The sequence below is a fragment of the Paraburkholderia megapolitana genome (genome assembly GCF_007556815.1).
In the GTDB taxonomy this organism is placed as follows: Bacteria; Pseudomonadota; Gammaproteobacteria; order Burkholderiales; family Burkholderiaceae; genus Paraburkholderia; species Paraburkholderia megapolitana.
In genome coordinates, this window is record NZ_CP041745.1 from 65,854 (window position 1) to 85,701 (window position 19,848).

Here is a 19,848-nt window from a genome sequence, read left to right on the forward strand (position 1 = left end):
TTCATGTCTTGCTCAATTGAATAGCTCTCGATCATGATAGATCTGATTCGCGTCGGCGATGACACTGACCACGAGGGTAAGGTGATCACGGGGTCATCAGTTATGCGTTTTGATGGTCGCTTTGTGGCTCGGAAAGGTGACGAAGTATCGTGTCCCAAGCATCCTGACGTCAAACCGAACCTCATCACCGAGGGCGACGAATCGTTGACCGATAATGGCATTCCGATCGCTCGTCATGGCCACTGCGCTACATGTGGCTGCCATCTAATATCGAGCCTCGTTTGATATGCACTGTTTTTTGGAAATCAACAAATGCATGAAAAAGGGAAGGAAACTTAATGAAAACTTCGGCGAAACTGCTTCTTCTGGGGTTTGTTTTCCTTCTAGGTTGCTCGCAGCATGACAATGATACGACCACTAGTGAGACGACGAATAAATCAACTGAAGTCGCTGTATCACAGGCACTTCAGGCAACGTTTGAACAAACTAGGTTGTCGTTAACAAGCAGCTATACATCTGCACAGCATCAATCGGAAAAAACAGTCATATATAAGCAAGCTGATGAGAAAACGAAGAAATTTTGGAAAGATCACGGAATCGAAATAAACGAGTGGGCAGGTCGTATCACCGAAATAAATACGACTGATGATTACCCGAATGCAGATATTGTAATTACGAGTGATAGTGGAACAAAATATTCAGAAAATAATATCACCTCCAGTACAGCGCTCTCAAAAGAACTGTCACATTTATCGGTTGGCTCCAAAGTTAGATTTTCAGGGAAATTTGCCGCCAACATGGGCACAGACGATCCGAGTGAGATTAGCTTGACGGAGCGAGATTCAATGACCAGTCCGTCCTATTTGGTCGAGATTTCAGATTTGAAGGTGAGTGAATAGTGATGTGAGTTCCGGGGCTTCTGGTGCGGAGACGGCTCGGTGCCATTGCTCCGAAACGTCGCGGCATCGGCGCTGCGTTTCGCTCGCATCACCCCCTCCGAACGCATTCCGCAATCTTCGTTGCCACTACGCGGCGATTCTCCCCGCGCATACGAAACTACTGCGGAGATCCGATGTCGCTACGCGTTAGCGGAAAAGGCCTCGTAGCAGGTCACTACCCCATGATATTTGCATGCCGAATTACATTCGATCACACGTCCAGTACGGGCACGGAGATGCATGAATGATCGCCTGACTTTGCTCGCCCGCCCTGTCCTGAATTGCACGAAAAGCAGTCGAGGTGGCAAGGGGTATCACAGGCGAGTCGGGGGTCAGAGGTTCGGGGTCTGTATCGTTGTACTCGGGCTTAAGCAAAAAGGCGTTGTGATACAAAGTCCGCATATCGGCTGAGGCTTGCGCCGTGCGGTCTGGATCGAACGCACTGGTAGATCCGTCGAACACCACGTTATAGAGCTGAAGCTCGCGGTTGCAAAAGCGTTCGACAATATTCAACGCCTGTAAGTCCGAAGGCGCGGTAAACGTAGTTTTCAGGTCGGAAGCGAGAACCGCGCAGCGTGCATAGCGCGGGCGCAGGTAACGTGAAAGCCACTTAACCTCATCGGTTACGGGGTAGCTGCAGCCTTTCAGGCTGGTGATTTTTTCGGGTGAGGTTGAAGCCTTCAATGCGTCTGCAGTGCAGCCATTCATCGATATTGCACCATAGTACGCGTGGGTGACGTCGCCTATGCCAAGGTCATCAAGTACCGTCGACAGCTCGGCTGATTTCAACTGGATCGACATGTCGGCGTCGTAGCTCTTCGAACAGACTACGCCAATCATCAATGCGGATCCGGCAAAAACGCCGGAGATAAGAGCTGCCGAGAACAAGGTATAGCCTTCTCGCATGGCTAGCCGGACGATCAGGCCAAGGACGAAGCCGGTCACGATGCCGCCGGCGTGGGCCACGTTGTCCACGTTGAATACCACACCGGCACAGATCGTCAGCGCAAGACTTATCAGCAGATCCTTGACCGGGAGAGTCTTCGCGCCGAGTAGCCTGTATGCGAGAGCCGCACCAACAAGCCCAAGAATCGCGCCGGACGCGCCGCAACTCAGCATGAGGTCATGGCGATGCCACAGCGTACTCGTAAGACCACCCGCCAGGCCCGAGATCAGATAAAGCGCAAGAAAGGCGGGCCACCACATCATCCGTTCAAGATCTCGTCCGATAGTCCACAGCGCGATCATGTTGACTGCCAGATGTACAAAACCAATGTGCAGGAACATCGCGCTGCCAAGGCGCCAGTACTCACCGGAAAGTGTGAGTGGTGGAAGGTTGGCACCCCAGTCGAGTAGAAATGTCTCCTGGTCGAGATGATCGAATGCATTTGGATCGAGTATCGCGGCAACGGCAAAGACGGCGATATTGACCAGAATCAGCAGGATTGTCACTCGCGTTGAGCAAATCGATGAACCGATAGAGCGCAGTGTTGGCTTCGTCATTGGGTTATCCGATCGGGAATTCGAATTCAAAGCAGCGCAGTCGTGCCCTGTCGCAACGGGCAACGCTGAATTTCGTGTTTCGTGTCTTTTGCAACAACGACCAGTTGCACAAAACTGTTGGCAGGAGCATAACGTGCAAAAAACCGGTCCATCACAGCAATGAATATACCGAGACTATTGGAGACGAACATCTGCTCGTCAACCGTCAATATAAGTTCGATACCGCGTACGAACCTTGGACTTGGTTTCATCGGAACCCATCTTGCGCTGGCGCGCTGCGTCAGCGCGATCAAGCCGTCAAAGTACACCGCGCGCGCAGACGAACCAGTTGTGAACTGGCGAAACAGGCGCTTCAATTCGTCGAGCCCGGTGTCGCTGAGTTGAAGTGGGTGTGGCGTCAAAAATTCGATCAAACGCCATAACGACCCATCGCGACGTGGCAGTCGGACTCGTTCCGTCGGACGAGAGAGCAAGGAAATTTTGCAGGGCAACGATCCCGTCTCATTCAAGAGGTCGCCGCTCGATGCCCCGAACGGCATTGCGCTCGGTAGATTGCGATCGGTGCAGATCACATCAAGTGTCAGCTGATCCGTATCGGGGATAGTGGGGTTGCCGTCAGACCTGACTATCGAGAGCCCGGCTTCGTAACCCTCGCCTTGATCGATGCTGGATTCACTCTGGCTCATGATCCAATGCGGAATATGTAGTCGAGGCGCACTACTGTGCGTCAACTCGTAGTACGGGAGAATGACGGCTTCGTTCAAAGCCCCGCCAACCGCATGTACTTTGTCTATTGCATACACCTCGACGGCGGATTGATTCCTGGTTCTCGGTAGAACGGGATATGGCGTGGAGCGGCCGTCTATCTTGATCGGTACTGCCTTCTGTCTAAAAAGGTTGACGATCGGCGTGCAGTGCAGCTTGAAGTTTGCCTCGCCGATTTCATTCAGCGCCGGCGAGAAGGCCGCCCCCCGCGTATCGCGAATGGCCAGATGCAAGGTCAGTTGCCTGGACGGTTCGGCTTTGCGCGCAATCATCGAGAAATCGACGTCGATGAAGTTGAATTTGCCCGGGAACGTAAGGTATTCCGTCAGCAATGAAAATGCGGTCGGCGAGCCATTTGGAATGATCGGGTCTTCATCGATACCAACGGGCCTGACTGGAACGCGTGAGAGGGGTTTCCACCGACCGTGATGATCCGCTTCGACAAAGGCTGACGCGACATTGAGGAACAGCGCATCCGTCAGTGCCGCGACGACTTCCGGTTGTCCATCCAGATAAATTCGTAGATTTCGAGGTACTGACATGTCAGGAAAAGCTGCGTCTGAACCCGCTGCGAATGTGATCGATAAGATACCGTTCGTATCCATCGGTAGTAAAACGTCAGCAGGAGCCAATACGGTGGCCGCATAACGTGCCTTCGCGATTCGCAGCGGAGATAACGTGACGTCGTATACGGTTTGGAAGCGACAATTTCCCGTTTGGGCGAGTAATTGGGTTCCCCTCTCGACGGTGATGGGTTGAGTCAGCTCATCGAATACCGAATCGCCTTGAAAGAAGGCAATCGAACAGGATGGGATGGGGCGCAAATACTCCGGATAGAGCACTTCCAGCAACGGCTCGGTGAACTCGGGGTATTCGTTTTCGAGTTTTACGTCGAGATGAGCTGCGAGCAAGGCAGCCGATTGAAGTAACCTTTCGACGTGAGGATCGTCAGAGTGGTCCCCCGACATTGCCAGCCGCGCAGCAATTTTAGGATGTCCAGTTGCGAAGGTTCGCGTCGAGCGTCGCAACAGTCCCAGTTCTTTTTCGTAGTATTGGAGAAGCAGGTCGTCCATACAATTTTCTGGATGCCCAAAAATCTGTGGCAATTTAATAGCCAATAGCAGCGTGGACTAACAAACGGTATTCATATTACGCCCATGGTATCTCATTAGGGGTATCTGTTTTATGGTTCAAGCAGATCAGCCGGAATTGCCGGGAGATCCACCGGTTTGATTTTCGGTTTGCGAAGCATAGTCTCTCCTTGGGAGCAAGTTATGCCTTAAACACGAAATTCCTGACAGGCCCATTCGCGTGATGGTAGCCGACGACAGCGACAGCATCCCAATGACACAGCTCGCCCGGATCAACCGGCGCTGACTATGCCGCATCCCATGTGTCCTCCGGCGGCCACTACCGCGTAGTGGCACGCCGGAGAGCAGTAACAGTGAAACAGTGAACGCCGACTCTGCGAGACGAATCGTCCGGGAGACTCGATGCAGTAAAGACGATGCGGAGGTCCCAAATCACGATTTCCCGACCCGCACTATCAACGCAAGTTCAACTACCGCCGCCGACAGTCGGATAGACTGTCCGTCAGCCGCTACTCAACGCGACGGAGGAAAACATGACAAACGCATCCGGGGCGAACACCAACCAGCAGACCCCCGTGTCTGAGGCGCTGCGAACATTAGCGGAGTATCTCGAGCTATCACTCGACGCAGGCGCGAGCCTCGCGGTAATGCGTCACGCCCCCGACACCGCCACGCTCTACATAGGCGACCCATCAGGCCCACGAGAAGATTTAAAGCGACGCGGAACGATTTCAGCAACGCTCGCAACCGAAATCCTCGACGCGACGCAGGCGGGACCGAACCTGATTGAAATCGGCGGCAGAACATACAGGTTCTTTCGCAGCTTCACACACATCGACGAAATCCCGACGGTCGTATTCTCGTCGATTTAAACGATCGATCGAACGAACAAACGAACAACGTCAAATCCCAATCCACTCATCACCGTCAAGGCGATGACCGGTGCGCCGGCACACACACATTGGCCGACACCGACACCGATAACAGACAACAAACACACAAAGAGCACCACCCGGCACCAACCAGCGCCACAAATTGGGGACCACGATGGAATCAATAACGATCGGACGATGCTTCACAGGTGCCTGGAAAGACGCAGCATCAGCGCTTCGCTGCAGGCCTCTGGTCGTCTTCATCATATTTATTCTTCTGTTGATGGCTAGCTACGTGCAAAACGCGTTGACGCTTTTTGTCTCGTCACCAGAGGTGATGGCCATAGCCGCCTATGGAACATGGACCATTTACCTGCTGACCGGAATACTTTCCCTCACCCAGCTTTGCGCTTTCGCCGGTTTATCGATGCAGGTCCAGCGATATACCGTTCTCGGCGCCGATGCCGCCAGGTCTGCGGTTTTCTTCAACAAGCCGTTCTGGAAATTCATCGGCTTGAGTCTGCTGCTCTGGCTTCTCTTCGTGGTTGCTACGGGCGCTGGCTTTAACGCGTTGGTGCTCATGCTGTCGCTCGGTAGATCTACGGATCAAGGTTTCCTCGCGGACCACGGCACCGATCTCGCCTGGTCCGCAGTCTTGCTGCCACTGTTCGTTATCGGCCTGTTGGTCTCGATCAGGCTCAGCGTGCTGTTGTGTCATGTGGCCACCGGAGGGCGAGTGTTGTGGCGCGCCGCATGGCGCGATACCAGAGGTCATGTCTGGAAGATCGCACTGACTTATCTGCTGACTGGCCTACCGATGTTCGTGATCTTGATCGTATATGCCGTATTCAAGGGAGTATCTATCGCGATTCTGCTCGGCTACGGGATAGGAGATTCAATCCTGGTTTGTCTGTCAGTCGTAGAAGCCCTATGGGTACTTTTCGCAATCGCGTTAGGTGCCGCGTGTTCTGCTTGGGTGTACCGACGTTTCGCCAGCACACTCCTGGGCACGACCTGAATCCCGAGACGTTCGCTGCGCCGCACCTTGAATGAAATCACCCCCTCCGCTCACGCCCGCATCGTGGCAAACGCCGACCCGTCGCGACGCGGCGGCGTTCTGGGTACGCGCGTGGGGACTGCGTCTGCGGCGGATCTGGCGCAACCTGCGCGATCCGTCGCTGCGTCGTTGGCCTGCTAGCGACACACTCGCCGATGCCGCGCTGCTAGCGGAAGTGCGCGAGCCACTGTGGAGCAACGGACATGACCAAGACTTCGCCCTGATCGCGGGAAAAGTGCAGAACCTGCGGGTCGCACGCGCCGCGTTCGATTCCGTCGTCGTGCCTGCCGGTGGCTGTCTCAGCTTCTGGCAGCAAGTCGGACGACCGCTCGCTTCACGCGGCTATGTGGTGGGTCGCGAAGTGCGAGCGGGTTGCGTTGTGCCGACAATCGGCGGAGGCCTCTGCCAGATCACCAACGCGCTTGCCACTTGCGCGCAGCGTGCCGGTCTTGAACTCGTCGAGCGGCACGGCCACTCCGTTCGTCTGCATCGCGCGGATGCCACAGGTCATGCGGATATCGACGCGACCGTATTCTGGAACTACGTCGATCTGCGGGTACGCAGTCCCGCTGCGTGGCGTATCGAGATCGAGTTGACCGATCGCGAGTTCGTGCTGCGTCTTCGCGGTGAAGCGGACGCGCATGCTCGGGCTGCTCCACCGTCGCCCCGCGCGTGGCAGAGAATCGAACCGGCTCCAGCGGCCGCTCGCAACTGCCTCACGTGCGACGAAACCGCGTGCTTTCGCCATCGGCCGGTCCTGCGTAACGTGCAGGGGCGATGTGCGTTGCTGCTGGATGCGTGGACGCCGGAGTTCGCGCAATACGTCGCCGGGCATCACTCAACGGCCGATCGCTATTCGCCGGTGCCGGCCCGCTTCTGGCGCAAACCGGCAGCTCCGGATTGGGGGCCGCCGCCTGAAGATCTGCGTCTACTTCGCCTCTACGCAGCAAGCGTGCGACGCACGATCTGGCAGCGTCTGTGCGCGCGACGCCAGGGGCGTCGTCAAGCGAGCCTGATCGCCGGACAGCGGTGGCTCGCACAAGCGTATGCACAGCAACTGCGCGCCGAACACGCGGAACTGCTGATCGACCAGGCATTGCTGCCGCATCTGCAGCTCGCGGGTGTGTTGGGCGGCCGCATGTACGACGTACTGATGCCGGCGCTACCGATGGCGGAAATCGAACGGCGTCTTGATCGCGCGACTACATCGAATGTTTCGAGCGGCGCGGAAAGCTTGCGCGATTTTCGCGTCGATCCGCTCGTTGCGCGGGCCGAACTCGAAGCATTGCGTCACGCGCGCCGGATCGTCACACCGCATGCAGACGTTGCATCGTTCATGCGTGCGATGGAGGCGCCAGAAGTCGTCGAACTCGACTGGCATCTGCCGGCGATACAGCCGTCGCCACACGATGTTCATCGCGAAGTCGGTAGTCGGCTGCTAGTCGTCTTTGTCGCCAGTGCGCTGGCGCGTAAGGGTGCCTATGAACTGGCCGACGCGCTGCGCGGTTTGCCGTGCCGCTTGCGCATCCTCGGTACACCGTCCGACGATGCAACGCTATGGCACGGCATCGATGTCGAGTACTCCGGCTACCGCAGCGACTGGGCGCAGCACGCGCGCGTCGCGGTGTTGCCCGCCTACGTCGAGCATGCACCGCGCGCTGCGTTGCGTGCGCTTGCCGCGGGTGTGCCGGTGATCGCTACACCTGCGTGCGGATTGAGCCGTGTGCGCGGCGTCACTGAGGTTCCTTCAGGTGATGCCGCTGCTCTGCGGGTTGCATTGCTTGCCGTGCTGTTCGAACAACAAAGCAACTGCAAGGTGGCAACGTCGAAATGATCCGCGGGATCGTCGACACCTTAGGTATCTGCTGCTATAGGCTAATTTCGAATTCTTGCCTACGCCCGCATCGCGTTCAGAACGCGGAAACGAATGCATCAGGTGCTCCCTTTATCGCCATCATTGCCTGACGAGCCTCAAATACAGGCCTTCGTTAGCGTCCGAAAAGCCATACATAGGCGTTGTGTCGAACAGAATGCTCACCGGACTACCATCGGACGCATGGGACGCAGTCCAGTAGGCCCGATCCGGGATGCCCGGAAACGCCACGCCTGCCACTCCCGTACCAGGAGTCTGCGTGGGACAGTTCGCCTGCACCACAGCCTCCGCGTCATGGAAGCAGATGAGCAGTTTTCCCAGTTCATCGCTGGTCGGCACGCGCCATTTCGTGTCTCCAGCATAGCCATTGCCACTATTGAATTCCGCCGCGCGCGTCGTTGCATCAGATAGCGTGAGTCGCTCCGGCCGACCCTGACAATCCACACCGTCCCATTTCTGGCCGACGCTACAACGCATCCACGTCAGTCCCGTTTGCGTGTCCTTGACCGTGGCGCCGTCACTCTGAATCAGATAACGGTCATCGATCAATTGGTTCGCCGGTTCTGCAAAGCTACGGGAGGTTGGCGTCAAAATGCCTGCAAGCAGGAACAGGAGAAGCCACACGACTCGTCGATTTGTCACTTGTGGTCTCACGAAGTGGTTAAAGATTCCAATGTACGACCACGTCAATTCCGCAGCGCCATGACAACGTATTTGAAATCCCCCATATCTTGCGCGGAGATCAACGCACTAAGATTCGCCGGGCTCAACTGAAAATTCAACCGGTTCGTCTTCAACGTACTCGCCACATCGAGCAGATATCGAATGTTGAAGCTTAGCTCCACATTCGTCCCAGGGTAGTCGATCTCAATCGCCTCGACGGACTCTTCGTTGTCGGCGTTGCTGGCGAACACAGTCAGCTTGCCGCTGCCTGCAACGCAGCGAATACTGCGAAATCGCTCGTTGGTCAGAATCACCGCGCGTTGCAGGCATGCCAGGAGTTGCTGCCTGTCCACAGAGAATTCCGCTTCGAAGCTAGTCGGAATGACACGCGTGTAATCAGGGTATCTTCCTTCGATAAGCTTGCAGGCAAAAGAAACATTCGCGAATTCGAATTTCGCATACCGCGTCGACGTCTCGACGGATACCGGCGATTCATCGTCGGGCAACAGCCTGATCAATTCGAGGACGGCTTTCCGAGGCACGATGATCTCGCTGTGTTTCGCGTCGCCTACGAGAGCAATGCTCGCAGTGGCAAGACGATGCCCGTCGATGGCAACGGCAGTCAGACGTGGCCCGGTAATGAGAAGAGCACCATTCAGAAAGTAGCGCAGATCGTTGTCGCCCATGGCGAAGTGGATGCTGTGGAGCAAACGTCGCAACTTGCCGGCTTTCACCGAAACCGGCTCTGAGTCCTCTGCGTTGCGCGCCGCGAGCGGATAGTCGCCGGGATTGGCCAGATGCAGCTGTATGCGACTTCCCTCCGCGCGAACGAACAGATGTTTTTCGTTAGTCGAAAGCGTCAGTTCGGCATCCGGCATCGCACGCACAACATCGAGCAGCTTGCGCGCGTTCACAAGCAACTCAGTGGCTCCTTGTCCGGTCTGAATCGCTTCGCTCGCCATGAGTTCAAGCTCGAGATCCGTGCTCCTGAAACGAACCTCGTCGCTCCCTGCCGAAATCAGTACATTCGATAACACCGGCAGCGTATTGCGCTTTTCCACAATGCCGCAAATCACCTGCAGCGGACGAATGAGTACGTCCCGTTGGGCTTTGAATATAGGGGTAGTCAAGGGAGCGTTCCTTCACGAAGGAGGGGGCGGCGATTGCACCACCGATTGCACCACCAGTAACGGCATGATCACTGCACGACTGGTCGGACAATAGACGTGAACGACGTGATAGTCAATTGACAAGCATCACTTGTCGTTGGCGCGCTAATCGGCTAGACTTGCGTCACGTATTCAAGTGCGGGGCGGTACAGGTCCCCGCTGACTAGCCGAAGTTTTTAGAAAACATCTCTCGCCCATGCCAAAAGCAGACGAACTCGACCACCCCGGCGTGACTGTCCGCCAGCTCTGTCTCGAACGCTTCAATCTCTCGGTCACGGAAGGCGCGCAGGCGTTGGGCGTCAGCCGTCAGGCGCTGACCAACCTGCTCGGCGGCAAGGCGGCCATATCGCCGGAAATGGCGCTGCGTCTGGACAAGGTATTCGGGGCGGGGCGGAGACGTGGCTTCAGCGCCAGGTGCTCTATGACCTGGCGAAAGCGCGGGTGCGCCTCGACGAGCTCAACGTGGTTCCCCTGGTACCGGCAGCGCAATCGGCGCTATTTTGAATCGACCGCCACGCGGCCTAAGCCTGCCCTTTGTACGCGGTCAGCGGTCGTCCGATTCGCGCGCCCATCTGCTCGCCGAGCGCCTGCAAGCCGCTTAGCGGCCGCACCATCACCTCGAATTCGACAATCTTCCCCGCCTCGTCGAAGCGGATGAAATCGATCCCCTTGAGGTTCTTGTCGCCCACCCTCGCGCTGAACTCGAGAACGACATTCAGGCCGTCATCCGAGGCGAGCTGGCGGTGGTACGTGAAGTCTTCGAACACCTGAAGGACGGTCGTCAAAGCCAGTTGCAGCGCAGCCGCCGAGTGATACGGCGAGAACGCCATCGGTGAACGGAACACGACGTCCGGATGCGTGATCGCGCCAAGGCCGCCGAGATCGCGACGCTCGATCATCGCGTGCCACGTTGCGAGCGACGACAGCACGGCAGGATGCAAACCGACGGGCGCGGACGAGTGGTTCTGTGTAGTAGTCAACATGTTCTCCTGATGGAATGTCGATTCGACAGCCTGGGAAATGGATAAGGCGAAACTGCGCGGTCTTCAGAGCGTCGCTGCGAGCGTCGTGCCCTGCAGGATCGCCCGCTTCGCGTCGAGTTCCGCGGCGACGTCGGCCCCGCCGATCAGGTGCACCGCACAGCCCGCTGCACGCAAGCCGTCGTACAGTTCGCGCAGCGGCTCCTGCCCCGCGCAGATCACGATATGGTCGGCCGCGACGGTTTGCGGCTCGCCGTCGATAGACACATGCAGCCCCGCATCGTCGATGCGCTCGTACGTGACGTTCGACGACATCGCCACGCGGCGCGCCTTCAGCGATGTGCGGTGGATCCAGCCGGTAGTCTTGCCGAGTTGCTCGCCGACTTTGGTGGCTTTGCGTTGCAGCAGATGCACACGGCGCGCCGAGGCTTCGACGCTGGGCGCCTGAACGCCGCCGCGCACTGAATAGCTAGTATCGATACCCCACTCGGCATAAAACTTCGCCGGCTCGACGCTCGCGCTCGCACCTTCGTGCGTGAGGTATTCGGCAACATCGAAGCCAATCCCACCGGCCCCGATCACGGCAACATTCGCACCAACCGGTTTTTCATCGCGCAGTACGTCGAGATAGCTGAGCACGTTGGCGCCCTCTACTCCGTCGATTTGCGGCACACGAGGCGTTACACCAGTCGCCAGCACGATCTCGTCAAAATGCCCGTCGATCAGCTGCGCTACATCAACGCGCGTACCAAGCCGCACGTCGACCCGACGCAATTCGAGCTGACGCCGGAAATAGCGCAGCGTCTCATTGAACTCTTCCTTGCCAGGGATTTTCCTGGCGATGTTGAACTGCCCGCCAATCTCCGCGCCGGCCTCGAACAGGGTCACGTCGTGCCCGCGTTCAGCGGCCGTAATCGAGAAGCTGAGGCCCGCCGGCCCGGCACCCACAACTGCGATCCGTTTGCGCGCCGTGGCAGGCTCGATGACGAGTTCGGTCTCGTGGCACGCGCGCGGATTGACGAGGCACGAGGTAATCTTGCCGCCGAACGTATGGTCGAGACACGCCTGATTGCAACCGATGCAGGTGTTGATTTCATCGGCGCGCCCTTGCCGTGCCTTGAGCACAAACGCGGCATCGGCCAGAAACGGTCGCGCCATTGACACCATGTCGCACACGCCATCGGCCAGCAACTGCTCGGCGACTTCGGGCGTGTTGATCCGGTTGGTCGCAATGAGCGGAATACCGACCTTGCCCATCAGCCGTTGCGTGACCCACGCATACGCGGCGCGCGGCACTTTGGTGGCGATGGTCGGAATACGCGCTTCGTGCCAGCCGATGCCGGTGTTGAGAATCGTTGCGCCGGCCGCCTCGATCGCCTGCGCGAGCTGGATGACTTCGTCGAGCGTCGAGCCGCCTTCGACAAGATCGAGCATCGACAGCCGGTAGATCACGATGAAGTTCGCGCCGACCCGCTCGCGCACCCGCCGCACGATCTCGACGGCAAAGCGGATGCGGTTCTCGTAAGCACCGCCCCACACGTCCTCGCGATGATTGCTACGTGCCGCGATGAATTCGTTGATCAGGTAGCCTTCCGAACCCATGATCTCGACGCCGTCGTAGCCCGCATGCTGTGCGAGCGCGGCACAGCGAACGAAGTCAGCGATGGTCTGCTCGACTTCATCGCCGTCCAGCGCGTGCGGCGTGAACGGATTGATCGGTGCCTTGAGCGCACTCGGCGCAACGAGCGTGGGGTGATACGCGTAGCGGCCGAAATGCAGTATCTGCATGGCGATCTTGCCGCCTTCGGCATGCACCGCGCGTGTCACGACGCGGTGGCGCTCCGCCTCCGCTTCCGTCGTCAGCATCGCGCCGCCGGGCGCGGGCCGGCCGCGTTCGTTCGGCGCGATGCCGCCCGTGACGATCAGGCCGACTTCACCGCGCGCCCGCTCCGCATAGAACGCGGCCATGCGCTCGAAACCGTTCGGCGCTTCCTCCAGGCCAACGTGCATCGAGCCCATCAACACGCGGTTTCTGAGGCTCGTGAAGCCGAGTTCAAGCGGCATCGTCAGATGCGGATAGGGGTTCATCGAAAGGGTCTCCGTCTATGCAACCAGTTGCACGAATACTAGCGGGCAGCCTGCTTTAATGCAACTAGTTGCATTAAATTTTCCGGAGACGATCCTGTGTCCCCAATATGGCAAGATGCGCGTATTCCCGTGGCCCTTGCTGATCCGATCCGACATGTCCCTGCCTCACGCACTCCTCACCTCGCTGGCTGAACGTTCCGGTTCCGGTTCGGAACTCGCGGACCGCTTTGACCGTTCGATCGGCTATTTCTGGCAGGCAACCCATCAGCAGATCTATCGCGAGTTGGGGCGGCTGGAGGACGCGGGTTGGATCGAGTCGTTGCCCGCCGAATCGGGGCGTGGTCGCAAGCGTGCCTACCGGATCCTGCCAGCCGGTAAAAAGGAACTGCGCCGCTGGATTGCTGAAAGCGACGACCCGACGCCGCTTCGCGACGAATTGATGGTGCGGCTGCGCGCAGAAGCGGTGGTGGGGCCTGTCGGGCTGGAAGCGGAGATCGAGCGGCGTCTCGCACTGCATCAGGAGAAACTCGATGTGTATCGGGAAATCGAAGCACGCGATTTCCCGGAGAACCCTACGTCGCGATCGGCGCGCCTTCAGCATCTGGTGCTGAAGGCCGGTATTGCGCAGGAACAGTTCTGGGTGGATTTTTCTCGTGAAGCGATCGACATACTGGGCGAATCAAAGCCTAGCTAGGAAAACGCTCACGCACGGCGGCGAGCCACCGGCAGACAACATCCAGTTCATGGTCGTCAAAGCCCTCAGTCAGCGCTTCGTTTAACGGACCCAGTTGCTTCTTTGCCTGTGTCGCCGCGGCGCGGCCAGATTTTGTGAGCCATAGCCGACTGCTTCGCCCGTCGAACTCGTCCATACGTCGCTCGATCAACCCGGCTTTCACCATCCGGTCAGCGAGTCCCGTCATCGCGGATGGCGCAATATCCAGTGCTGCCGCGACTTCTCCACTGAGTGCGCCGTCCTCGCGCTGGAGAACAAACAACGCGCCAGCATGCGTGACGCTGATTCCCGTCTGCTCGGCGGCTTGCCGGTCCAGATAACGCTGCAGCGCTCTTTGGGCCGTGTTCAGAAGGAACACATATCTACGATCCAGTGCCATTCATTTCACTCGAATGTGTGCTGTTCCAGCCATTGCGTCACGATCGGCCATAACGTATCGGCGTGATGTCGTTTGAAGAAGCCGAGATGTCCGATCGGTTGATTGCGGCTGTCGGACGGGCCGAATTGCCGGCGCTCCACCTGGCAGTTCGATAGTTGCCCTGCGATGAGATCGATTGCTTCGGCAGGCGCCCAACGGTCGTCATTCATGCCCAGCGACAGTATAGGCAGGCTGGGCCGACGAAAGCGTTCGAGTGCGTGTGTTGCCGGATCGTCGAAGAAGTATCTTGGCAAGCTGGTCCAGCGCGACCAGTCGAGCATGATCTGCCCAGGAAGGTCTTCCCCAATGCCGAGCTTGCGGCCCGGAGCAAAGCCGAGCGTTCGTGCGCAAAGCGGACCTAATACCTTGAGAAGTAACGCGACTCGCAGACGCTCGCTCCACGGACGAATGAAGCGCAGGCAACCCGCATGCGAGCAGATCATCACGGCCCCCGAGAGCAATTGACTACTCACGCTCAGGCCGATCGCATGCCCACCGAAACTATGACCAACCACCAGATGCGGAACGGGCCGATATCGCTCCGAGGTCCACTGGGTCACCGCGTCGACATCCTGGTCGGCCCACGTCATAAACCCCGCCTCAAGCGACTTCGGATGTGGTCCTTTCTTGCCCACCCCGCGATAGTTGTACGTGACGACGTCGAACCCACTGGCGACCAGATGCTCGGCGAACGCAAAATACATGCGCTCAGTGACGGCGGTGGCGGGATTGATCTGCACTACCGCCTTCGCGGTCCGTTCGGACTGATGCGTCGTCACGTCCAGCAAAAAGCCATCGGAGCAGCGAACGAGATGAGAAGTCGTCGACATAAATGTATTTCGTGCACGAAATACATTTATTAACATGCGAAATACTTCGAGGCAACCCACTCGATTGAGGATTTCTTCGAATCCGCCCGCATAGAGCGGGCGGTCACATCTTTGGTCAGCCCTTCACGCACACCACCTGCCGCAACGTATGCACAACCTCGACGAGACTGTGCTGCGCAGCCATCACCGCATCGATGTCCTTGTAGGCCAGCGGAATTTCATCAACCACATCCGCATCCTTTCGACACTCCACATGTGCAGTCGACGCCACCTGATCCTGAACCGTGAAGCGCCGCTTCGCCTCGGTCCGGCTCATCGCGCGTCCGGCACCGTGACTGCATGAACAGAAGCTCTCCGGATTACCGAGCCCCCGCACAATAAAACTCTTCGCCCCCATCGATCCTGGGATGATGCCGAGTTGCCCCTTCTGTGCCGACACCGCGCCCTTGCGCGTCACGAACACATCGACACCGAAGTGACGTTCCTTCTGCACATAGTTGTGGTGACAATTCACGGCGTGCTCGTCGACGGTGAACGGTTTGCCTATCACGTCGTAGGCCGCGCCGATTACAGCAGCCATCATCACCTGCCGGTTTCGACTCGCGTAATCCTGGGCCCAATCAACGGCCTCGACGTAATCGTCGAAATGTTCGGCGCCTTCCTTGAGGTAGGCGAGATTGCGGTCCGGCAGGGTCGCGATGTGCTGTCGCATGTCAGCCTGCGCGAGTTCGATGAACAGGCTGCCGATCGCGTTGCCGACCCCGCGCGAGCCGCTGTGCAGCATGAACCAGACGCTGTCGGACTCGTCGAGACACACCTCGATGAAGTGATTTCCCGTGCCGAGCGTGCCCAGATGCGTGTAGTTGTTCGTCTTGTGGAGCTTCGGGTACTTGTCGACGATGCGTTTGAATCCCGGAGCAAGTGCCTTCCACATTTCGTCGACATGCTGAGGGGCCTGCTCGCCCCACGCTCCCGGATCGCGCCGTCCCGGCGCGCGACCATGTGGCACAGCACGTTCGATCGCGTGTCGCAGTGCGACGAGCGAATCTGGCAGGTCCGACGCCTTGAGTGACGTGCGGGCCGCCATCATTCCGCAGCCGATGTCGACGCCGACGGCCGCGGGAATGATCGCACCTTGCGTCGGAATCACGCTGCCGATAGTCGAACCCTTGCCGAGGTGCACATCCGGCATCACCGCGACGTGTTTGAAGATGAACGGCATGCTCGCGGTGCGGCGCAGCTGTTCGCGCGCTTCGTCCTCGACGGCGACACCGTTGGTCCACATTTTCACTGGCTTGCCGTGCGCCAGTTCCATCACTTGATATTCCTGTTCGTTCATGGTTTTACCCTGCTTCGTTTAATGGCGCTGAGGCGGCTTACCGCCCCAGCGCTTTCATGCATCACTAATGCTCATTGATGTTCACTATGCCGACTTGATGCTCACGAGACCGTTCAACACCTGGTCAAGCCCGCCGAACACCGAGATCCGGTCGATACGCTCCGCAATCCGTTCGAGCGTCTCCAGTTCCTTGAGCCGCAGTGCGACCGGATTGTCCTCCATCACCTTGGCCGTGTTCAGCAGTGATCGAGTCGCTGCGGTTTCCTCGCGACGCCGGATCACGTTTGCCTGAGCGGATTTCTCCGCCTCGACAACCTGCGTGAGAATCGTCTTCATATCGCCCGGCAGTACGATGTCCTTCACACCTACGCCGCGGATATCGACGCCTGTGTCCGCAAGCCGCGCACGTACCTGAGCGGTCACGACCTCGTCGATCATCTGCTTGTCTTCAAGCAGCTCATCGAGTGTTCGCGTGCCGACAGCTGCGCGCAGTGCGAATTGCAGCTCGCGGTACAGATGATCGACCGGCTTTTGCAACTGCGCGAATGCGCGAAGCACATCCGCGTAGCACCAGGTCGCCGAAAGATTCAAACGCAGTGCGACCTTGTCGCGCGTCAGGATTTCCTGGCCGCCTACCTCGAGCGCCTGCAATCGCTGATCGACCAGCTCCACCGACACGTCGCGGCTATAGCGCCAGAAAGCCGACAGCCCTGGCTCGAGCAGCCGCTCGACCTTACCGTCGATCTTCAACACGCCGACGTTGTACGCCGGCACCGCAGCGAGCAGCACACCGACCAGACCCGCAACGCCGCGCGCACGCAACGTCGGTTGCACGAGCCGCATCGCGAGTTCCTTCGGCAATTCGCTACCTGCCGCGAGATTCACGCGCTCGAGACGATGCTCGAACAGGCCGCGCCAGTACAAACGACGCGTGCCCGGCGGCAACAGCTCGACCAGCAACCCGTCTTCGTAGCGCAAACCCGCCTCGTCGTCGCCGAGATCCATTGCCACGAAGTAGCGCGAGACGATGTCCGGCGCCTGAACGCGCAGGTAGTCAGCCAACGCGGCATCGGCAAGCGGCGCGTCGAGACGTACGGGTTGCATCGACAGACGGTTAAACGGATCGAGCGCCTTGAACACGCCCGGCTCCAGCACCTTGACGAAATCACCTTCGCTCATCAACAGCGCGAGTTCGTTTTTCTTCACTACATAACGCTTCCACATTTTCTTCTTCCTTGTTGATTGACCACCGGCAGCACGCGTCGAGCGAATCGCGGCGCGACGCAAATGAGCGGGTTCGCTGGAAGACTGCACGTGGTGGGCATCGCGACAGGTACTGCCGTGTGCCGCGATACGCCATCGTGCAAGTCAGATCCGACTACCCGGTCGTTCACGCGGAACCAGGACCGGCCCGACGCGCGGCGGACCTTGCGGCCCGCGCCGGCGGGTACTGCGTTTGTTACGAGACTGTCTTTCGGACAGTGTTCGGACGGGATTCGAACCCGCCACAGGTCAGCTGACGCCGACTGCTCTTCCTGATGAGCTACCGAACAAAACAGATGCCCCGGGAATCGAACCCGGGCGAAACACCCGTGCATCTTTATCGCCTTCACACGTCCATAGCGACATACGCAACCGCGACGAACAGGGTTCGGCGGCAGCGCACCAGCAAGGCTTTGCGAACCTTGACTCGCGGGCCAGCGGGACATCCGGCGCAGAGATATACGCGAGGACCGTGCCAGTTTCCGGGCGGCTTATCGCGGTGTTCGTAACTTATTGACCGGAAAGGGAATTTTTTGTTGAGGACGGATCGTCTATCGATTTCGACGTCACATCGGATAGCGTATATTTGATACCATCAGATAAACATTTATAACGCTATATAAGATGCGTAAAACCGTCGCAATAGGGTTTCTGGGCACCGTACTCGACCAGGGTAGCAGGGCACGCCGTTTGCAAAAATGGCGTCCTACCGTCAGCCTTTGTCTGCAGCGGCAGTTGCCGATCGACCGGCTCGAGCTGCTGCATCCAGTAAACTTCGAGCGGCTGGCCGAGCGCGTCAAGGACGATCTCGCGCGCCTGTCGCCGCACACGGAAGTCCGTCTTTCAGAGCTGTCGATCCGCGACCCGTGGGACTTCGAGGAGGTCTATGCGAAGCTGCACGACTACGCGCGTGCCTATCCGTTCGACCTCGATCGCGAGGACTACCTGATTCACATCACGACCGGCACACACGTCGCACAGATCTGCTGGTTTTTGCTCGCCGAAGCGCGCTATCTGCCGGCGAAGCTGGTCCAGACCGCACCGCCGCGGCCGACCGACGAGGGGCCAAGCGGCGCCGGCACGGCATCGGTGATCGATCTCGATCTGTCGCGCTACAACCTGATCGCCCAACGCTTCACCCGCGAACGTGATGAGACCGTGTCGTTTCTGAAGTCGGGCATCGCTACGCGCAATCATCGTTTCAACACGCTGATCGAACAGATCGAGCGCGTGGCGGTCCGTTCGCGCGCGCCGATGCTGCTGTTCGGACCGACGGGCGCAGGCAAGTCGTTTCTCGCGAAGCGCATCTATGAACTGAAGCGCAGCCGCCACCGTCTGGCGGGGCCATTCATTGAAATCAACTGCGCAACGCTGCGTGGCGATGCGGCGATGTCCACACTTTTTGGTCACGTGAAGGGAGCTTTCACCGGCGCGCAGCAGGCGCGTGCCGGGTTGTTGCGCTCGGCGGACGGCGGTTTGTTGTTCCTCGATGAAATCGGCGAGCTGGGTCTCGACGAGCAGGCGATGTTGCTCAAGGCGGTCGAAGAGAAACGTTTCCTGCCGGTGGGCGCGGATGTGGAGGCTACGAGCGATTTCCAGCTGATCGCCGGTACACATCGCGATCTGCGCCGGATGGTGGCCGCGGGGGACTTTCGCGAGGATCTGTATGCCCGGATCAACCTCTGGACTTACGCGTTGCCGGGTCTCGCCGAACGATCCGAGGATATCGAGCCGAACCTCGACTTCGAGCTCGAGCGGTTCGGCGAAGAGCAAGGCGAACAGGTGCGATTCAATGTCGAGGCGAAGCGTCGATACCTCGCGTTTGCGACATCCGCGCAGGCTGCGTGGGCCGGTAATTTTCGCGAGCTGTCGGCGTCGATTACGCGAATGGCTACGCTGGCTGACTCGGGGCGAATCACCGAGGCGATCGTCGAGCAGGAAGTCACGCGCTTGCGTGGTACGTGGTCGCCGGATGATGGCGATTTCGACTACCTCGATGTGTTGCTTGGCGATCGTGTAAGCGGGCTTGATTTGTTTGATCGGGTGCAGCTCGAGCGAGTGGTTGAGGTGTGTCGCGAATCCGCGAGTTTGTCGGATGCGGGGCGTACGCTGTTTGCTGTGTCGAGGCAGGGGAAGAAGCAGCCCAACGATGCGGATCGGTTGCGTAAGTATCTGGCGCGGTTTGGGCTGGATTGGGAGCAGATTCGGGGCACCGGCAATGGACTGCTGGAGTGACTGTTTCTCCGTGTTCAGAACGGTCGGCTCG

17 protein-coding genes, 1 tRNA gene and 1 pseudogene are annotated in these 19,848 nt (G+C 58.6%); 8 read left to right on the top strand and 11 right to left on the bottom strand.

Going from position 1 to position 19,848, the window contains the following annotated elements; genetic code table 11:
- Positions 1-33 precede the first annotated feature (33 nt).
- Both FNZ07_RS13610 and FNZ07_RS13615 read left to right on the top strand, forming a co-directional pair.
- Positions 34-285 (top strand): PAAR domain-containing protein, encoded by a 252-nt coding sequence (locus tag FNZ07_RS13610; protein WP_091019277.1) that lies wholly within the window; start codon positions 34-36, stop codon positions 283-285.
- A 53-nt stretch (positions 286-338) separates the two neighbouring features.
- Positions 339-899, top strand: coding sequence for a hypothetical protein (locus tag FNZ07_RS13615; RefSeq protein WP_143098172.1), 561 nt, complete (start codon positions 339-341; stop codon positions 897-899).
- A gap of 240 nt (positions 900-1,139) precedes the next feature.
- On the opposite strand, the gene FNZ07_RS13620 is transcribed toward FNZ07_RS13615, so the two are convergent.
- Both FNZ07_RS13620 and tssF read right to left on the bottom strand, forming a co-directional pair.
- Complete coding sequence (locus tag FNZ07_RS13620) at positions 1,140-2,441, bottom strand: rhomboid family intramembrane serine protease (RefSeq protein WP_091019280.1); 1,302 nt, start codon at positions 2,439-2,441, stop codon at positions 1,140-1,142.
- A gap of 26 nt (positions 2,442-2,467) precedes the next feature.
- On the bottom strand, positions 2,468-4,279 hold the full coding sequence (gene tssF, locus FNZ07_RS13625) for a type VI secretion system baseplate subunit TssF (protein WP_091019282.1): 1,812 nt from the start codon (positions 4,277-4,279) through the stop codon (positions 2,468-2,470).
- A 551-nt stretch (positions 4,280-4,830) separates the two neighbouring features.
- Between tssF and FNZ07_RS13630 the strand changes: the two genes are divergently transcribed.
- The 3 genes from FNZ07_RS13630 to FNZ07_RS13640 all read left to right on the top strand — a co-directional run bounded on the left by FNZ07_RS13630 (position 4,831) and on the right by FNZ07_RS13640 (position 8,060).
- Entirely contained in the window at positions 4,831-5,169 is a 339-nt protein-coding gene (locus FNZ07_RS13630) for a hypothetical protein (RefSeq protein ID WP_091019284.1), read from the top strand.
- A 175-nt stretch (positions 5,170-5,344) separates the two neighbouring features.
- The gene (locus FNZ07_RS13635) at positions 5,345-6,187 is read left to right on the top strand and encodes a hypothetical protein (protein ID WP_091019286.1); all 843 of its coding nucleotides are present in this window, start codon (positions 5,345-5,347) and stop codon (positions 6,185-6,187) included.
- A gap of 31 nt (positions 6,188-6,218) precedes the next feature.
- A complete protein-coding gene (locus FNZ07_RS13640) occupies positions 6,219-8,060 on the top strand; it encodes a VanW family protein (protein WP_091019288.1) in 1,842 nt (613 codons plus the stop codon).
- Between the two features lie 120 nt (positions 8,061-8,180).
- Here FNZ07_RS13640 and FNZ07_RS13645 read toward each other — a convergent pair whose 3' ends face one another.
- Both FNZ07_RS13645 and dnaN read right to left on the bottom strand, forming a co-directional pair.
- Positions 8,181-8,723 carry an Lcl C-terminal domain-containing protein gene (locus FNZ07_RS13645; RefSeq protein ID WP_091019290.1) on the bottom strand — a complete coding sequence of 181 codons (543 nt, stop codon included), beginning with the start codon at positions 8,721-8,723 and terminating at the stop codon, positions 8,181-8,183.
- Positions 8,724-8,785: 62 nt separating this feature from the next.
- Positions 8,786-9,838, bottom strand: a complete 1,053-nt coding sequence (dnaN, locus tag FNZ07_RS13650; RefSeq protein ID WP_322789498.1) for a DNA polymerase III subunit beta — start codon at positions 9,836-9,838, stop codon at positions 8,786-8,788.
- A gap of 289 nt (positions 9,839-10,127) precedes the next feature.
- Here dnaN and FNZ07_RS34385 point away from each other — a divergent pair.
- Positions 10,128-10,265, top strand: a pseudogene (locus FNZ07_RS34385) (helix-turn-helix transcriptional regulator); the annotation flags it as partial.
- A gap of 187 nt (positions 10,266-10,452) precedes the next feature.
- On the opposite strand, the gene FNZ07_RS13660 reads toward FNZ07_RS34385, so the two are convergent.
- Both FNZ07_RS13660 and FNZ07_RS13665 read right to left on the bottom strand, forming a co-directional pair.
- Entirely contained in the window at positions 10,453-10,914 is a 462-nt protein-coding gene (locus tag FNZ07_RS13660) for a nuclear transport factor 2 family protein (protein WP_091019296.1), read from the bottom strand.
- A gap of 63 nt (positions 10,915-10,977) precedes the next feature.
- Entirely contained in the window at positions 10,978-12,999 is a 2,022-nt protein-coding gene (locus FNZ07_RS13665; RefSeq protein WP_091019298.1) for an oxidoreductase, read from the bottom strand.
- Between the two features lie 154 nt (positions 13,000-13,153).
- Between FNZ07_RS13665 and FNZ07_RS13670 the strand changes: the two genes are divergently transcribed.
- On the top strand, positions 13,154-13,693 hold the full coding sequence (locus FNZ07_RS13670; RefSeq protein ID WP_091019546.1) for a PadR family transcriptional regulator: 540 nt from the start codon (positions 13,154-13,156) through the stop codon (positions 13,691-13,693).
- Here FNZ07_RS13670 and FNZ07_RS13675 read toward each other — a convergent pair.
- From FNZ07_RS13675 to FNZ07_RS13695, 5 genes are all read right to left on the bottom strand, one after another.
- Complete coding sequence (locus FNZ07_RS13675; protein WP_091019300.1) at positions 13,686-14,111, bottom strand: MarR family winged helix-turn-helix transcriptional regulator; 426 nt, start codon at positions 14,109-14,111, stop codon at positions 13,686-13,688. The two genes, FNZ07_RS13670 and FNZ07_RS13675, sit on opposite strands and share 8 nt — an antisense overlap.
- Before the next feature lie 5 nt (positions 14,112-14,116).
- Positions 14,117-14,980 (bottom strand): alpha/beta hydrolase family protein, encoded by an 864-nt coding sequence (locus tag FNZ07_RS13680; protein WP_091019302.1) that lies wholly within the window; start codon positions 14,978-14,980, stop codon positions 14,117-14,119.
- 115 nt (positions 14,981-15,095) lie between these two features.
- Complete coding sequence (locus FNZ07_RS13685) at positions 15,096-16,319, bottom strand: RtcB family protein (RefSeq protein WP_177228338.1); 1,224 nt, start codon at positions 16,317-16,319, stop codon at positions 15,096-15,098.
- 84 nt (positions 16,320-16,403) lie between these two features.
- Positions 16,404-17,543 carry a slipin family protein gene (locus FNZ07_RS13690; protein ID WP_091019304.1) on the bottom strand — a complete coding sequence of 380 codons (1,140 nt, stop codon included), beginning with the start codon at positions 17,541-17,543 and terminating at the stop codon, positions 16,404-16,406.
- A 257-nt stretch (positions 17,544-17,800) separates the two neighbouring features.
- Positions 17,801-17,872, bottom strand: a tRNA-OTHER gene (locus FNZ07_RS13695).
- Positions 17,873-18,206: 334 nt separating this feature from the next.
- Here FNZ07_RS13695 and rtcR point away from each other — a divergent pair.
- Positions 18,207-19,817 carry an RNA repair transcriptional activator RtcR gene (rtcR, locus tag FNZ07_RS13700; RefSeq protein WP_091019306.1) on the top strand — a complete coding sequence of 537 codons (1,611 nt, stop codon included), beginning with the start codon at positions 18,207-18,209 and terminating at the stop codon, positions 19,815-19,817.
- Positions 19,818-19,848 lie beyond the last annotated feature (31 nt).

Bases quoted from the DNA above. Each gene is read 5' to 3' on its own strand.
- FNZ07_RS13690 (WP_091019304.1), bottom strand. From the start codon at position 17,543: ATGTGGAAGCGTTATGTAGTGAAGAAAAACGAACTCGCGCTGTTGATG.
- FNZ07_RS13660 (WP_091019296.1), bottom strand. From the start codon at position 10,914: ATGTTGACTACTACACAGAACCACTCGTCCGCGCCCGTCGGTTTGCAT.
- FNZ07_RS13615 (WP_143098172.1), top strand. From the start codon at position 339: ATGAAAACTTCGGCGAAACTGCTTCTTCTGGGGTTTGTTTTCCTTCTA.
- FNZ07_RS13680 (WP_091019302.1), bottom strand. From the start codon at position 14,980: ATGTCGACGACTTCTCATCTCGTTCGCTGCTCCGATGGCTTTTTGCTG.
- tssF (WP_091019282.1), bottom strand. From the start codon at position 4,279: ATGGACGACCTGCTTCTCCAATACTACGAAAAAGAACTGGGACTGTTG.
- FNZ07_RS13640 (WP_091019288.1), top strand. From the start codon at position 6,219: ATGAAATCACCCCCTCCGCTCACGCCCGCATCGTGGCAAACGCCGACC.
- FNZ07_RS13665 (WP_091019298.1), bottom strand. From the start codon at position 12,999: ATGAACCCCTATCCGCATCTGACGATGCCGCTTGAACTCGGCTTCACG.
- FNZ07_RS13635 (WP_091019286.1), top strand. From the start codon at position 5,345: ATGGAATCAATAACGATCGGACGATGCTTCACAGGTGCCTGGAAAGAC.
- FNZ07_RS13670 (WP_091019546.1), top strand. From the start codon at position 13,154: ATGTCCCTGCCTCACGCACTCCTCACCTCGCTGGCTGAACGTTCCGGT.
- rtcR (WP_091019306.1), top strand. From the start codon at position 18,207: ATGCGTAAAACCGTCGCAATAGGGTTTCTGGGCACCGTACTCGACCAG.
- FNZ07_RS13630 (WP_091019284.1), top strand. From the start codon at position 4,831: ATGACAAACGCATCCGGGGCGAACACCAACCAGCAGACCCCCGTGTCT.
- FNZ07_RS13675 (WP_091019300.1), bottom strand. From the start codon at position 14,111: ATGGCACTGGATCGTAGATATGTGTTCCTTCTGAACACGGCCCAAAGA.
- FNZ07_RS13620 (WP_091019280.1), bottom strand. From the start codon at position 2,441: ATGACGAAGCCAACACTGCGCTCTATCGGTTCATCGATTTGCTCAACG.
- FNZ07_RS13610 (WP_091019277.1), top strand. From the start codon at position 34: ATGATAGATCTGATTCGCGTCGGCGATGACACTGACCACGAGGGTAAG.
- FNZ07_RS13685 (WP_177228338.1), bottom strand. From the start codon at position 16,319: ATGAACGAACAGGAATATCAAGTGATGGAACTGGCGCACGGCAAGCCA.